13 protein-coding genes are annotated in these 14,274 nt (G+C 73.5%); 6 read left to right on the top strand and 7 right to left on the bottom strand.

Annotated features, from left to right (window positions below; all coding sequences use genetic code 11):
• The first annotated feature begins 30 nt into the window (after positions 1-30).
• From R2E43_RS09230 to R2E43_RS09220, 3 genes are read left to right on the top strand one after another with little or no spacing between them, the layout of a single operon-like run.
• Complete coding sequence (locus R2E43_RS09230; protein WP_332056105.1) at positions 31-2,955, top strand: beta-ketoacyl [acyl carrier protein] synthase domain-containing protein; 2,925 nt, start codon at positions 31-33, stop codon at positions 2,953-2,955.
• Positions 2,952-4,127, top strand: a complete 1,176-nt coding sequence (gene redW / locus R2E43_RS09225) for an L-prolyl-[peptidyl-carrier protein] dehydrogenase (protein ID WP_332056104.1) — start codon at positions 2,952-2,954, stop codon at positions 4,125-4,127. Before R2E43_RS09230 ends, redW begins: the two co-directional genes overlap by 4 nt.
• Positions 4,128-4,152: 25 nt before the next feature.
• Positions 4,153-4,473: a RedY protein gene (locus R2E43_RS09220; protein WP_011030510.1), complete on the top strand. Its 321-nt coding sequence runs from the start codon at positions 4,153-4,155 to the stop codon at positions 4,471-4,473.
• A 71-nt stretch (positions 4,474-4,544) separates the two neighbouring features.
• On the opposite strand, the gene R2E43_RS09215 is transcribed toward R2E43_RS09220, so the two are convergent.
• The 7 genes from R2E43_RS09215 to R2E43_RS09185 form a co-directional block, all read right to left on the bottom strand.
• Positions 4,545-5,198, bottom strand: coding sequence for a response regulator transcription factor (locus tag R2E43_RS09215; protein ID WP_003973140.1), 654 nt, complete (start codon positions 5,196-5,198; stop codon positions 4,545-4,547).
• Between the two features lie 263 nt (positions 5,199-5,461).
• Positions 5,462-6,649 carry a nitroreductase family protein gene (locus R2E43_RS09210; RefSeq protein WP_332056103.1) on the bottom strand — a complete coding sequence of 396 codons (1,188 nt, stop codon included), beginning with the start codon at positions 6,647-6,649 and terminating at the stop codon, positions 5,462-5,464.
• 112 nt (positions 6,650-6,761) lie between these two features.
• Entirely contained in the window at positions 6,762-7,628 is an 867-nt protein-coding gene (locus tag R2E43_RS09205; RefSeq protein ID WP_161270249.1) for a 4'-phosphopantetheinyl transferase family protein, read from the bottom strand.
• Entirely contained in the window at positions 7,615-8,505 is an 891-nt protein-coding gene (locus R2E43_RS09200) for a DUF6206 family protein (protein ID WP_332056102.1), read from the bottom strand. Before R2E43_RS09200 ends, R2E43_RS09205 begins: the two co-directional genes overlap by 14 nt.
• 7 nt (positions 8,506-8,512) lie before the next feature.
• Positions 8,513-8,953 carry a DUF6041 domain-containing protein gene (locus tag R2E43_RS09195; RefSeq protein WP_003973136.1) on the bottom strand — a complete coding sequence of 147 codons (441 nt, stop codon included), beginning with the start codon at positions 8,951-8,953 and terminating at the stop codon, positions 8,513-8,515.
• 138 nt (positions 8,954-9,091) lie between these two features.
• A complete protein-coding gene (locus R2E43_RS09190; RefSeq protein ID WP_011030513.1) occupies positions 9,092-10,315 on the bottom strand; it encodes a beta-ketoacyl-[acyl-carrier-protein] synthase family protein in 1,224 nt (407 codons plus the stop codon).
• Positions 10,312-10,557 (bottom strand): acyl carrier protein, encoded by a 246-nt coding sequence (locus R2E43_RS09185; RefSeq protein ID WP_003973134.1) that lies wholly within the window; start codon positions 10,555-10,557, stop codon positions 10,312-10,314. Before R2E43_RS09185 ends, R2E43_RS09190 begins: the two co-directional genes overlap by 4 nt.
• A 368-nt stretch (positions 10,558-10,925) precedes the next feature.
• Between R2E43_RS09185 and R2E43_RS09180 the strand changes: the two genes are divergently transcribed.
• The 3 genes from R2E43_RS09180 to R2E43_RS09170 are packed head-to-tail and all read left to right on the top strand — an operon-like array spanning position 10,926 to position 14,175.
• A complete protein-coding gene (locus R2E43_RS09180; protein ID WP_030864959.1) occupies positions 10,926-11,933 on the top strand; it encodes a beta-ketoacyl-ACP synthase III in 1,008 nt (335 codons plus the stop codon).
• A 59-nt stretch (positions 11,934-11,992) separates the two neighbouring features.
• A complete protein-coding gene (locus tag R2E43_RS09175; RefSeq protein WP_003973132.1) occupies positions 11,993-12,256 on the top strand; it encodes an acyl carrier protein in 264 nt (87 codons plus the stop codon).
• The gene (locus R2E43_RS09170) at positions 12,253-14,175 is read left to right on the top strand and encodes an aminotransferase class I/II-fold pyridoxal phosphate-dependent enzyme (protein ID WP_011030515.1); all 1,923 of its coding nucleotides are present in this window, start codon (positions 12,253-12,255) and stop codon (positions 14,173-14,175) included. Before R2E43_RS09175 ends, R2E43_RS09170 begins: the two co-directional genes overlap by 4 nt.
• Positions 14,176-14,274 lie beyond the last annotated feature (99 nt).

Genomic DNA, 14,274 nt, shown 5'->3' with positions numbered 1-14,274 from the left:
GGCGGTGCCCACGTGAACAGGAACGAGAAGTTGTCAGACAACGACACGGACACACCCACAGCCACGGACACACCCACCGTCACGGAAACGGACACGGCGTCGGCTGCGCCGGACCCCGCCGAACCCATCGCCATCGTCGGGATGTCCGCCCTCTATCCGGGAGCCCACGGCGTCGAGGACCTGTGGCGGCTGCTGCTCGCCGACGGTCCGGCGCCCGCCTCCGGCACCGGACCCGCGCCCGGCGGCCTCGGTGACATCGAGGTCGACGTGGCACGGTTCGGGATCCCGCCGGCCCAGGCCGCCTCCATGGCCCGCCTGCAACTGCTCATGGTGGAGGCGGCCCGCCAGTGCCTCGACGACGCCACCGGCTCCGGCGCCGACCGGGGGCGCACGGACGTCGTCGTGGGCACCTGCCTCGGCCTGGACCGGCAGTACGCCAACGCCCTGCGCGTCGACGGCGCCCGCTACGCCCGGGACCTGACGGAGGTCCTCGCGGACGGCGCCTGGCGCGACACCGGCATCGACGCGCGGGCCGCCGGGCAAGAACTCAACGACGCGCTGTCGCGCCGGCTGGGCGCCTCACCGCACGACCGGGTGGGCGAGATGGCCAGTACGATCCCGGCCCGCATCGCGTCGGCCTTCAAGCTGCGCGGGCGCACCCTCGCCGTCGAGTCGGCGGACGCCACCTCGTACCTGGCTCTCGCGCACGCCGTGGACAGCCTGCGCGCGGGGCTCGCCGAGGCCGTCCTGGTCGTGGTGGGGCAGCGCGACGAGGGCCGTTTCGCGCGGCGGGCGCTGGCGGCCAAGGGGTTCGCCGCCCGACCCTCCGAGGCGGGCGCCGGGGACGCTCCCGTCCTCACGGAGGGGCTCGGGGCGCTGCTGCTCAAGCGCCGGTCGACCGCGGAGCGGGACGGCGACCGGGTGTACGCGTCGGTCCTGGACTGCGCCCTGCGGCACGAGGCGCGGCCGGGGATCTTCCGCTACTCGCTGTCGGCCGCGCACCGCCGGGCCGCCGCCGAGGCCGCGCACCGTACGGCGGACGTCGCGCCGGGGTCCGTACGGCTCGTCGAGTGCGCCGGATACGGCACGGCCGCCGTGGGGCGCGCCGAACAGGAGGCGATCGCCGGGATCCACGCCGGTGCGCCCCGGGACTCGGTGGCCGTGGGCACCGTGCGCGACCGGCTCGGCCACACCTTCGCCAACGCCGGGCTCGCCGGTGTCACCAAGGCGGCGCTGGCCCTGCACCACCGCACCGTCCCCCCGGTGCTGCCCGGCACGGATCCCGCCCCGACGACCGGTCCGTTCCGCGTCCCGCGCGCGGCCGAGCCCTGGGAGCCGTCCACCGACGGCACGCCCCGGCGCGCCGCGGTCCTGGGCGCCTCACTGACCGGCACCGTATGCCACGTGCTCCTGGAGGAAGCCGCACCGGCCGGCTCCGTGCCCCAGGGGGCGGGCGCCGACGCACACCTCGGCGGTGCGCGCGCCGCCGGTGCGGCCCGGCGGCGGTTCCCGGGCGGGCAGGCGTCCGCCGCGGGCCGGGAGACCGGGGCGTGGGAGGCGGAGCCCATCGCGATCGTCGGGTTCGGTGGTCGTTTCGCCGACTCGCCCGACGCGGACGGGTTCTGGCGGACCATGCTCTCCGGGCGGGACCGGATCGGGCCGTTGCCGGCCGAGTTGTTCGACCGGGACCTCTACCACGCCCCCGGCGCACTCGCCCTCGGGCGCAGTTACACCGACCTGGGCGCGCCCGTCCCGGTGCCGACGCAGCCGCCCCCCGGGCTGCGCATCCCCCCGCACCGGTACGCGGCGACGGACGCGGCCCAGCGCCTCGGACTCGACGTGGCCGCCGAGATGTTCGCCCGCTACGGGCGTGACCCGCACGCACTCGACGGCGTCGGAACCGTCGTCGTCGGCAGCAACCTGGGCCTGTCCAGGGAACGTCGGCTGCACACCGGCCTGTGCCTCGACGACCTGGAGGCGGACGTCCGCTCCCTCGCCGCGCTCGCCGCACTGGGGCCGGACGACGTCGAAGCGGTGACCAAGCTGGTGCGGGACCGGTTCGGCGAGGCCGGGCCCGACGACCTGCCGACCACCTGGGACGGCTGCGTCGCCAGCGGCATCGCGGCGCTCATCGGCAACGAACACGGCCTGGACGCCGTACCGGTGGCGGTGGAGGCGGCCTGCGCCTCCTCGCTGGCCGCCGTCGACGTGGCCGTGGGACGGCTGCGCTCCGGCGGCGCCGACTACGCGGTGGCCGGTGGCGTGGAACTGCCCTGCAACGCGCGGGACATGGTGCTCTGCTCCTCGCTGGGCCTGCTGTCGCACAGCAGGATCACCCCCTTCGACGCCGGGGCCGACGGCTTCACTCCGGGCGACGGCTGCGCGCTCTTCCTGCTCAAGCGCCTGACGGACGCCCGCCGCGACGGCGACCGGGTGTTCGGCGTGCTCCGCGCGGTCGGCGCGTCCAACGACGCGAAGTCGCTGATCGCCCCCGACGCCGACGGCCAGGCGCGGGCCGTACGGCAGGCCTTCGCCCAGGTCGACTTCGGCCCGGACGAGGTGGACTACCTGGAGGCCCACGGCACCGGCACCCGCCTGGGCGACCGCGTGGAGGTCGCCGCCGCCGCACAGGTCTACGGCACGGGACGGCGTACGGCACCGCTGGACATCGGATCCGCCAAGTCCTTCCTCGGCCACACCTTCGCGGCGGCCGGGGCGGCCGGACTGCTGCGCACACTCCAGGCGTTGCGGCAGGCCACCCTGCCGCCCAGCGTCAACCTGCACGAACTCAGCCCCGACCTCGCCCTGGACGCCGTCCCCGCGCGGGTGGCCACCGAAGCCGGGCCCTGGCCCGCCCGGGCGGGCCGGCCGCGGCGCGCCGCGGTGAGCGCGTTCGGGACCGGCGGCATCAATTACCACCTGTTGATCGAGGAAGGCACGGACGCAACGCGATGAACTTCGACTTCGACGCCGGGTTCGACACCGAGACCAGGGAACTGCGCGACATGGTCGTGCGGTTCGCCCGGCGCGAGCTGGACTCCTCCGGCCGTTTCGACGATGCCGAGGACTTCCGGCGGCGCTGGCTGCTGGCCGGCAAGCAGGGCCTGACCGGCACCACCGTGCCCGGTGAGTACGGCGGCAGCGGACTGGACGCGGTGTCCGCGGCCGCCACGATGGAGGCGCTCGGCTACGGCTGCGCGGACACCGGCTTCGCCTTCTCGGTCGCCGCGCATCTGTTCGCCGCCGTCATGCCGATCGTCGAGTTCGGCACCGGGGAGCAGCGTGCCGCGTGGTTGCCGGCCCTGTGCTCCGGCGAGCGGATCGCCGCGCACGCCATCACCGAGCCGGAGGCCGGTTCGGACGCGCTGCACCTGCGCACCCGCGCCCGCCCCCTCGACGACGGCCATGTGCTCAGCGGCTCCAAGTGCTTCATCACCAACGCCCCCGTGGCCGACGTGTTCGTGGTGCAGGCCGCCACCGATCCGCGGGGCGGCTTCTTCGGACTGACCACCTTCCTGGTCGAGGCCTCCACACCGGGACTCACGGTGGGCCGTCCGTACGACAAGGTGGGCCTGCGCGGCTCCCCCACCGCCGACGTCCACTTCGACGACTGCTACGTCCCGGCCGGCGCGGTGCTGGGCGCCGAGGGCTCCGGGGCGAGCATCTTCTCCTCCTCGATGAAGTGGGAGCGCACCTGCCTCTTCGCGGCCTACCTCGGAGCGATGCGCCGGGTGCTGGAGTCCACGGTGGACCACGTCCGGGACCGCGAGCAGTTCGGCTCGCCCATCGGCGGCTTCCAGGCGGTCAGCCACCGCATCGTCGACATGCTGGGCCGCTACGAGGGGGCCCGGCTGCTCCTGTACCGCGCCGCCCGTTCCCTGTCCGACGGCACGGCGGACGAGGTCGGCCCGGCTCTCGCGAAGATCGCGGTCAGTGAGGCGGCCGTACAACTCGGACTGGACGCCGTCCAGTTGAGAGGTGGGCTGGGGATCATGGACGGGGAGGCGGAGACCCTGCTGCGGGACGCGCTGCCCGCCCGGATCTTCTCCGGCACCAACGAGATCCAGAAGAACAACGTCGCGCGAGCGCTGGGCCTCGGGCGCCGGCGTCCCGCGGCCCGCCGCTGAACGCACAGTCAGGGAGACCCGAGAGATGGACGTCATCATCCACCGCATTCGTCTGCACGACGGAGTGGACCCGGCCCGCTTCGAGGCCTGGGTCCGGGACGTCGACTACGCGACCTGTCCCCGGCTGCCGAGTGTGCGCGCCTTCGCCGTGCACCGGGTGAGCACGGAACAGGATGCCCCATTCCACTACTTCGAGAGCATCTCGGTGACCGGGCCGGACGAATTCTCCCGGGACATGAAAACGGAGGCCTTTCGGGACCTGGTCACCGTGTTCGACACGATGGCGACGGTCGTCGAGGAGATGAGCGGCGAACTCCTGGAACCCGGCTACCAGGCACGGCCCTGACAAAGGGCCGTGGTGCGGGATGCCCGGCCGGGCCGCACGGAACGCGAAGCGGCACGGCCGGACCGGGGCATTCAGCGGGCGGGAGTGCCGTAACCCGGGCAGATGCCCAGGAGGCCCGACTCGTAGGCGATGGCCACGGCCTGCGCACGGGTCGCCGCGCCCAGTTTGCGCAGGATCCGGTGTACGTGGGACCTGACGGTGGTGGGCGAGACGGAGAGGGTCGCGGCCATCTCGGTGTTGGTCTTGCCCTGGGTCAGTAAGAGGAGGACTTCCGTTTCCCGAGGGGTCAGTTCGGGGCGGAGGTTCTTCGGGGCCTTGCTGCGCCAATAGCGCGTCAGGGCTTCCTGTGCCTCTTCCGGAGCGATTATGGCATTGACTTCGGTGATGGTTCTGATGACGTGCACCAGTTCTTCGACCGACGTTTCGGCCGACAATACGGCGCGTACTCCGACGCGGAGCGCCTCGAATGCGCGGTGGGTATTCTCGGGCTTGGTCAGCAAAAGCGTCTTGCCGAGTCGTGCGAGTTCCGTGAGCTTGTCGATGCTGTCCATGGTGAAGAGGGGGGCGACGCCGACCAGAATGTCGGGCCCGGTCTCCGCCGCCGTGGCCAGCGAGCCGCGCTGGGTGGTCTCCACCTGCACTTTCATGTCGTGCCGCTCCAGCAATGCGCGAATTCCCTCGCCCAGGATGACGCGGTCGCAGCACACCAGGACACGGGTCGTCATACGTTGACTTTCGTCCAGGAAGGATGGGGACCGTACGTGGCGTGCGGGCCGGCACCGACGGTGGCAAGTCGATGCCGGACACCTTTCTTTGCGATTCCCCCGATATGCCTCATGCGGCCAAACTTAGCACGCGTGTGCACACTTGGAGAGGGGCTTGCGAGGCCCTGGTGAGAGACTGATACGAAGTGGTTTCCACCTCAAGAAGATCTTGTCGTGAAACGTGTGAATGCCGCTCCCGTACCCGTCCCTCGTACCCGCTCCGCTCAGAAGGACACGTGCACGGCGGCGTCCGCGCGCCGGTGGGAGCGCGGCGCGGGCGAGCCGGCCACACCGACCCGGCTCACGAAGAAGGTGCGGCCGGGCAGGGAGAGTTCCCGCTCCAGCCGGCCGCGCAGGTCGTCGTGCTGGAGGACGATGCTGATGGGGTGCAGGGACAGGCCGTGGCGGGTCGCCCGCCACCAGTAGTCGGCCAGTCGCGCCCCGCCCTCGAGCTGCTCCGCCCGTGTGGGCGCCTGCCCGGCGAAGCCCATGGTCACCACGGCCGGAGTGTGGCGCACGACGTCGGCGAGACCGGCGGCCAGCACCCGGTGGTAGCCGACCTTGCCCAGCAGGTGCATCGTCGTCGGGGCCAGCGCGAGGCGCATCGCCGCCCGGCGCGGCCGGGACATGGGCCCGAAGAGCTGCTCCAGCGTGAACCCGTCGCCCCGCGCGGTCGCGTCCGCGGTGTCCCGGCGGACGAAGGAGTGGGTCTCCCGCCAGGCGGCCCGGTGCCCGAAGTCGCGTCCCGCGTGCCGGGCGACGAACGCCGCGAACGCCCGCAGGTCGCGCCGCTCGGTCAGGTGCCGGAGGTGGACCGGGTGTGCCGTGGCTCCGGGTGTGGCGGGCTCCTCCAGGTCGCGCAGCAGCCCGGGGGCCACCGGCTCCCGCCCGTAGGGGCCGCGGTGGGTGCGGCGGGCGAGGGCGCTCTCGTGCAGGTCGGCCGGCCGTTCTCCGGAGAGCGGCCCGGGGCGCAGCGCCACCACGCACAGCGGCGTCCACGCCGTCGGCCATCCGGCACCGAACGGGCGGCCGCCGCCGGGCAGCCCCGCCGCGCCGGGGTCCGCGTCGCCGTCCAGGACGCGCACCGCCGCCGTCGTCCAGCCCTGGGCCGCCAGCGTGCGGAGCAGGATCCGCCAGTAGACGCCGCAGCTGACCTCCATCTCCACCGCGTGCGCGGCCAGCGCCGTCAGCTCCCGCTCGCGGTCGAGGGCGAGGACCAGGTACTCGTCCGCGTCCGCGCCGGTCAGGTCCGCCGCCGACCGGCGGGCCGTGGTGCTCGTGGCACGGCCCAGGCCCCACGGCTGGCAGTTGTGGGAGGAGGGACTCAGCGCCGCCGTCCCGGCCGCCGTCTCCAGCGCCTGGGCGAACGTGGACACGGCCGCGGCCATGTGGTCTGTCCTGCGGGTCGTCATGACGGTCTCCTCTTCCTCCTCTTCGCATGCTGTGCACGCGGTATCCCACTGGGGACGGTGCGCACGCCCGGAACGCCCGGAAGATCTGCAACACCCGGATGGCGGGCGCGGCTCAGCCGCCCGGCGGCCTTTCCACCAGCGCCAGGTGATGGCCGGCGACCACGCCGGCCCAGCCGGCCGGCCGCCGCGTCTCGGCGACGGGGGCGTGGCGCAGCAGCCCGCCCCCGGGCCGCCAGGTGAAGCGGCCGTCCGGCAGCCAGCCGGTCAGCGCGACCTCACCGGCGTCGATCCGCAGTCCGAAGCCGTAGTACTTGAGCACGGCCTCCTTGCAGGTCCAGCGCAGCGTGGCGGGCATGGCCGCCAGGCGCCGGGCGTCGGCGGACGGCGCCCGCGGGTCGCACTCCTCGTCGAGCAGCCTGGCGAGGGTCGGCGGCATGGGACGGTCGTGTTCCAGGTCGACGCCGACCGCGTGCGGTCCGCACACGGCGACGGCGAAGTCCCCCGAGTGCGTCAGACCCACCTCGACCGGCGCGTCCACGACCGGCCGGCCGCCCTGTAGCCCCCCGCTCACGGCGCGCACTTCGACGGTGCGGGGCTCCCGGGCCAGGCCCCAGTGCCGTCTGCCGTGGGCGCTGACGGCGTGTTTGAGGGCGAGCCGTCCGGCCAGCCACTCGAGGCGCCGGCGGGGGGCGCGCAGGGTCGCGGCCTGCTCCGTCTCGGCGGCCGTCAGATACCGGGCCCGCAGGGCGGCAAGGCCGTGCGGGCCGCGCTCGCGCAGCCGGGCGATGGACACCACCGCGAGGGTGAGCCGCCGTGGGTCCGGCCTCAGGTGCGTGATCCACAGCGGACGCGACGCGTCGAGAACCACCTGGTCCGTCAGGGACACCGCCTCCCGCACCGACCCCCGTTCCGCCCCGTGCACCGGTCCCGGCCGGGGCCCGGGAGCGGGCCGTACGGCGGTGGTGTCAACGCGCGACATGGCGGGGCAGCAGGAACGGATACGGGCGGCGCAGGATCTTGTTGTGCACGAAACGGTCCGCCTTGCGCAGCCGCTGGATGAGTTCCCACATCCGTGCGTCGTCCCGGTAGTAGGCCCCGACCTCCTCCGCGTCCAGCGGCCGGTCCAGGCGGGCGTTGGCCTGCTCCAGGAAGCGGGGGACCAGGTGGTCCAGCCGCTCCTTGTGCAGGTTGCCGAGGAAGTCGAGGACCACACCGCGCGGCGTGTAGAACTTGTCGAAGATCGACTTCGTCATCGCCATCCGCACCACGTCCCGCACCAGCCACGGCAGCGAGGTGAAGAACAGCGGCACGTCGAGGAGTTCGCGCTCGCGCTCGTCGCGGATGAGCGGCGTCGTCACGTCCAGGTAGACCAACTCGCCGTCCACGTCGATCCAGTTGGAGGCCTGCCCGTCGAGCCCCAGTCGCGGCGTGACGGTCGCCTCGACGCGGTCCAGGAACCGGGCGAAGAACCCCTCGCACCACGCCTCGCCCGCCGTCTGCAGCAGCCGTGAGCACAGCCGGCCCTCCGGCAGCGCCTCCTGGACGCAGTAGGCGACGGCCCGGCCGCCCGGCAGCCGCCGGTGCCACATCCGGGTCTCGGCGACGGCCACGCCGCCCTTGTCCAGCCGCGTGACGTAGTCGTCGACCAGCGCGGAGTGCCGGTCCAGCCGTTCCCGGGAGGGGAAGACCGGCAGCCGCTTGCACGCGAACGTGCCCGCGTCGGTCTCCAGCCGCAGGACCAGCGTCACCTCGCCGTAGCCGAGGATGGTCAGGGCCCGGTCGTCGGTGGTGCGCAGCGCCCGTACGACCTCGTCCTCCAGGGCGTCGAGCGCGTCGGCGGGTATCGAGAAGGTCATGTCCGGGTCACCGGCCTTCCGGGGTCGGGCCCGAGGGCGCGGCGGTCCGCGCGCCCGGTGACGCGTGGTACCGGTACAGGAGGTAGATCGCGGCGGCGAAGAAGGCCGCGTCCATCACCAGGATCTCGGGGACACTGCTCACGAGGATCACCACGAACAGCACCAGCATCAGCAACTGGCCGTAGAGGGCGGCGATCACCAGCCCCCGGCGGTTCCAGAGCAGGGCGAGGCCCGCCGCGACCATGGCCACGGCGACGAACCACATCACGCCGGTGGGGTGGCGGTCCAGCCAGTCGACGGGACCGGAGATCACGGTCCCGTCGTTGGCTTCCGAGGCGTCGTCGAGGCGCCCTTCCACCGACTCCAGCTGCGGGAAGAACTTGCCTATCCCCGCGAGGATGTACAGCGCGCCGACGACGCGCTGGAGGATCAGGTTTCGTCCGGTCACGAGCCAGCTTCTTCCGGAGGTCGACGGGAGGTGCCGCGAGCGGGGACGCCCGGGGCCGGGGGTGGGGCGGGGGCTTGAGGAGAGCCCGGGGGTGGGTGCCAGGGGCCGCCGACGGGGGCCGTCAGCGGGCCCGGGCCGTCACGGGGAGGCGAAGACCAGGACCGCGTTCTGCCCGCCGAAGCCGAAGGAGTTGCTCATCGCCAGCTCCACCTTCTGCTCCCGCGGAGCGTCGGCGACCACGTCCAGGTCGACGGCCGGGTCCCGCCGTCGCAGGTTCGCGGTCGGGGGAACGGTGGAGCGCTCGATGCTGAGCACGGTCAGCGCCGCCTCGATCGCACCGGCGGCGCCCAGCGTGTGCCCGAGGACGCCCTTGGCCGAGGTCACGGTCGCCCGGTCGCCCAGCAGCCGGCCCAGCACCGCGGCCTCCACCGCGTCGTTGAGCGGGGTCGAGGTGCCGTGCGCGTTCACGTGGTCGATGTCGCGGCCGGTGACGCCCGCCTGGGCGAGGGCCGCCTCCATCGCCCGCAGGGCGCCGGCGCCCTCCGGGTCGGGCGCGGTGACGTGGTGGGCGTCCGCCGACGCGCCGTGGCCCAGCAGCCGCGCGCGCACCGTCGCGCCGCGCGCCTCGGCGTCCGCCGCGCGCTCCAGGACGAGCATGCCGCTGCCCTCACCGATCACGAAGCCGTCCCGGTCGGCGTCGAAGGGCCTGGACGCCGCCGCCGGATCGTCGACCCGGCGCGACAGCGCGCCCATCTGCGCGAAACCGGTGACCATGAGGGGGCTGACGCCCGCCTCGGTGCCACCGGCCACGACGATGTCGCACGTCCCGTCCCGCAGCAGCCGGGCCGCGGTGCCCAGCGCGGTGCCGCCCGAGGCGCAGGCGGTCGCCGTCACCAGGTTCGGGCCCAGCGCACGCAGGTCCATCGCGAGGTGCCCGGCCGCCATGTTGGGCACCAGCATCGGCACCAGGAGCGCGGACACCGCTTCGGGGCCGCGCTCCAGCAGGCGCCGGTGCTGGGTCTCCCACGTCGTCACCCCGCCGAGCCCGCAGCCGACGACCACGCCCACCCGGGCGCCGTCCCAGGTCAGCGGGTCGAGTCCGGCGTCGGCCACGGCCTCCCGGGCGGCCACGATCGCCAGCTGGACGAAGCGGTCGTGGATCAGGACGCTGCGCCGGTCCACGTGACGCGCCGGTTGCAGGCCCGGCACCGCACAGGCGATGTCCACGGGCAGTCCGGCGAGCCGCTCGTCCCTGGCGCCCGCCGACCGGCCGCGCAACACCCCCTCCCAGGTGGCGTCGACGCCCATGCCGGCCGCGGTCACCAGACCCAGCCCGGTCACGGCGAGGGAGGGGTCGGTCATGACGCGGTGGCCGCGATCTCGTTGTCGACCAGGGCCACCGCGTGGGCGATGGTGTCCGTGGGGACCGCGGCGTCGTCGCTGATCTTCACGCCGAACTCGGACTGGATGACGAGCAGCAGTTCCACGAGGAACAGCGAGTCCATCTCCAGCTCTTCGAAGGTCACGTCCGGACGGATCGCAGCGCGGTCCACCGCGAAACCGTCGACCAGCAGATCAACGAGCTTGTCGTAGGTGGTGCTCATCAGTGTGGTCCGCCTTTCCTGGGTGGATCGTTCGCCCAACGCCGCCCCGGCCCGAGGGTGTCGGTGTCGGTCAGGGACGCGGCGGCGTTGCGACGCTCCGGCAAGTCTGGGGCGCTGCGCTGACGGCCCGCTGACGGTTGGCTGACCCCCGGGGCGGGACGCCCGCCGGGCGGGGCCGCGGTCAGTGAGCCGTCAGCGCCCGGTCAGGGGCCCCGGCCAGACTCGGTGCGGCCGGGGGGTTCGGATTCACTCCCCACACCTGCCGGCCGGCAAACCGTCCATCACGCGAGGAGCACACACGTGGTTTCCCGTCTCCGCCGCCGCACCAGGCCCACCGCACACCGCGGCCGCTCCGCGGGCGGTGCCCGGTGACCCGGGCGTCCGTGCTGACCGGCCTCGGTTCCTGTCTGCCGTCCCGGTGCGTCACCAACGCGGAGCTGGAGCGGACGATGGACACCTCGGACGAGTGGATCCGGGCCCGTACGGGGATCGCCCAGCGCTACGTGGCCGAAGAGGGCACCCTCACCTCCGACCTGGCGGTGGGCGCGGCCGAGCGGGCACTGAAGTCCGCCCGCCTGACACCGGACGAGATCGACGCGGTCATCGTGGCCACCACCACCCCGGACCGGCCCTGCCCGGCGACCGCGCCGACGGTGGCGGCCCGGCTGGGCACCGGCCCGGTCCCGGCGTTCGACGTGTCCGCGGTGTGCTCCGGCTTCCTCTACGGACTCGCCACGGGGTCCGGTCTGATCGCGTCCGGAGCGGCGGAACGGGTCCTGGTCATCGGCGCGGAGACCTTCTCCCGCATCCTCAACCCGCAGGACCGCTCCACCTCGGTGATCTTCGGTGACGGCGCCGGCGCCGTCGTGCTGCGCGCCGGCGAGCCGGGGGAGACCGGTGCCCTCGGCCCGCTGCGGCTGGGCAGCGACGGCACCGGCGTGGACCTGATCACCGTGCCGGCCGGCGGACCGCCGCGGCCGGGCACGGCGGCACCGGACGATCTCGCCGACCGCTACTTCACCATGGAGGGCAAGCGGGTCTTCTGGCTTGCCGTCCAGCGCATGGGCGAGTGCGCGGAGAGCGTGCTCGACCAGGCGGGCTGGCGGGTGGCGGACGTGGACTGGCTGGTCAGCCACCAGGCCAACCACCGCATCACCGCCCGGCTCGCCGACGAGATCGGCATCCCCCGCGAGCGCAGCGTCAGCAACATCGCCGAGGTGGGCAACACCGCCGCCGCCTCCATCCCCCTCGCGCTCGACCACGCGCACGCCCGGGGCACCCTCCGGCCCGGCGACCGGGTGCTCCTCACCGCCTTCGGCGGCGGCCTCACCTGGGGTGCCGCCGCCCTGACCTGGCCCGCCGTCGATCCGGTCTGAGGGCGGCCGGCCGGGCCCGGCCGAAGCGCGCGCAGACGACCGATGAACCAAGGACGACCATGACTCCTCGGAAACTGATCACCGACTACATCGCCGACGCCTGGATGGGCGGCGACGCCGAAGGCCTGGAGCCGGACACCCCCATCGCGGAGCTGAACATCATCGACTCCGCCGCCATCTTCGACCTCGTCCACTACCTGCAGGGAGAGTTCCGCGTCACGGTGCCGCTGCCGGAGGTCACCCTGCAGAACTTCAGGTCCGTCAACGCGATCTGCGCCCTGGTCGACCGGCTCCGGCAGAACGAGGGGGGAACCGCGGCATGACCGACTCCGTCGACGCACTCCCCGACACCGCGCGGATCCGCGAACGCGTCGTGCACGTCATCGCCGCCCGCACCCTGTACGACGAGAGCCACCTGCGGCCGGAGAGCCACTTCGAGGCCGACCTCGGCATCGACTCCGTCATCATGGAGTCCGTCCTGGTCTCCGTCCGTGAGCACTTCGGCCTGTCCGCCGCGCTGCCCGCCGGCCCCACGACCATCGGCGAACTCGTCGACGCCGTGGGCGCCGCGCTCGCCGGCACCGGCGACGACCGGCCCGCACCGGCCGCCGGCCCCCTGCCGGCGGTCCCGGCGGAAGGGACCGGCGACCCCGTCACCGAGGCCGTGGTCGCGGCCGCCATGCGGCAGACCCAGTACCAGCGGCACCAGCTCGGCCTCGACGCCGACCTGGAGGGCGAACTGGGCGTCGACTCGGTCGTCCTGACCTCCGTCGTCGCCGAGGCCACCGAGCGGCTCGGGCTCACCGGCGCCGCCCCGGACGCGGCCGGCGCCACGACCCTGCGCGCCCTGGCCGACGCCCTGCGCGGCCTCGTCGCGGCGGCCCCGGGGACGGCGGTCCCGGAGGCGGCACCGGCGACGGGCGCGGCGGCCCCGGCCCCCGGCCGGAGCGGGAATGCGCCCGCGCCCGGCGCGGACGGCTGGGACCACCGCTCCATGAAGGACTTCACCGAACAGCGCGACCCCGACCTGTTCGCCAAGACCCGCAGCTTCGCCGGCTATCTGCGCTCCCGCGAGAAGGACCGCCTGTACTGGTACGGCATGCCGCTGCACTCCCGGTGCGGGAGCCGCGCCGTCATCTTCGACGAACTGGAGGGCCGCAAGCGCGAGTTCCTCATGTTCGCCTCGAACAACTACCTCGGCCTCGCCAACCACCCCAGCGTGATCGAGGCCGTCGTCGACGCCACCCGCACCTACGGTGCCACCCACACCGGCTCCCGCTTCATCGGCGGCACCAACATGCTGCACAAGGAACTGGAGCGCCGCCTGGCGGCCTTCAAGCAGCGGCCCGCCTGCATCGTCTATCCCGGCGGCTACTCCGCGAACCTCGGTGCCATCTCGGCACTGGTCAAGAGCTACGACACCCTCGTCGTCGACCGCCTCAACCACATGAGCATCGTCGACGGGGCACGGCTCTCCGGCGCCGTGCGCAAGATCTACCGGCACAACGACATGGCCGACCTGGAGCGGATCCTCAGCCGCAGCGCGGCGGAGGGCACCGGCGGCAGGCTCATCGTCGCGGACGGCGTCTTCAGCATGCACGGCGACGTGTGCGACCTGCCCGAGATCGTCCGGCTGGCCAAGGAGTACGACGCCCGCGTGATGATCGACGACGCCCACGCCACCGGTGTCCTCGGCGTACGCGGCTCCGGCACCGCCGAGCACTTCGGGCTCAAGGGCGAGGTCGACCTGGAGCTGGGCACCATGAGCAAGACCCTGGCCGGCATGGGCGGGTTCGTGGTCGGCGAGGAGGAAGTCGTCGAGTACCTGCGCTACTACTCCAACTCCTACGTCTTCGCCGCGAACATCCCCGCCGGCGTCGCCGCCGGACTGATCGCCTCCATCGACGTCATCGAGTCCGAGCCGGAACGCCTCAAGCGGCTGTGGACCAACATCGGCACGCTGCGGGACCGGCTCCTGGACGCCGGGTTCGACCTGGAGCACTCCGAGAGCGCCATCCTGCCCATCGTCATCGGCGACGAACGCCGGGCGATGGAGCTGGGCCGGGCGGTGCGCGCCCGCGGCCTGTTCTGCCAGACCGTGGTCTACCCCGGCGTGCCCCTCGGCGACGCCCGGCTGCGGGTCAGCGTCACCTGCGAACACACGCCGCAGGACCTGGAGCTGGCCGCGGAGATCTTCGTCGACGCCGCCCGCGAGACCGGCGTACTGCCGGGCACGCCCTGACGCCCTCTCCGCCCCGCACCGTTTCCGCCCGCACACCCCGGCCGGGCAGGCCCCCTCCCTGCCCGGCCGGACCCGAGCAACCCACGCACGTCAAGGAGA

Source organism: Streptomyces violaceoruber (assembly GCF_033406955.1).
Taxonomy (GTDB): Bacteria; Actinomycetota; Actinomycetes; order Streptomycetales; family Streptomycetaceae; genus Streptomyces; species Streptomyces violaceoruber.
This window is presented reverse-complemented; position numbering and strand designations above follow the sequence as displayed.

Bases quoted from the DNA above. Each gene is read 5' to 3' on its own strand.
- redW (WP_332056104.1), top strand. From the start codon at position 2,952: ATGAACTTCGACTTCGACGCCGGGTTCGACACCGAGACCAGGGAACTG.
- R2E43_RS09220 (WP_011030510.1), top strand. From the start codon at position 4,153: ATGGACGTCATCATCCACCGCATTCGTCTGCACGACGGAGTGGACCCG.
- R2E43_RS09215 (WP_003973140.1), bottom strand. From the start codon at position 5,198: ATGACGACCCGTGTCCTGGTGTGCTGCGACCGCGTCATCCTGGGCGAG.
- R2E43_RS09210 (WP_332056103.1), bottom strand. From the start codon at position 6,649: ATGACGACCCGCAGGACAGACCACATGGCCGCGGCCGTGTCCACGTTC.
- R2E43_RS09205 (WP_161270249.1), bottom strand. From the start codon at position 7,628: ATGTCGCGCGTTGACACCACCGCCGTACGGCCCGCTCCCGGGCCCCGG.
- R2E43_RS09200 (WP_332056102.1), bottom strand. From the start codon at position 8,505: ATGACCTTCTCGATACCCGCCGACGCGCTCGACGCCCTGGAGGACGAG.
- R2E43_RS09190 (WP_011030513.1), bottom strand. From the start codon at position 10,315: ATGACCGACCCCTCCCTCGCCGTGACCGGGCTGGGTCTGGTGACCGCG.
- R2E43_RS09185 (WP_003973134.1), bottom strand. From the start codon at position 10,557: ATGAGCACCACCTACGACAAGCTCGTTGATCTGCTGGTCGACGGTTTC.
- R2E43_RS09175 (WP_003973132.1), top strand. From the start codon at position 11,993: ATGACTCCTCGGAAACTGATCACCGACTACATCGCCGACGCCTGGATG.
- R2E43_RS09170 (WP_011030515.1), top strand. From the start codon at position 12,253: ATGACCGACTCCGTCGACGCACTCCCCGACACCGCGCGGATCCGCGAA.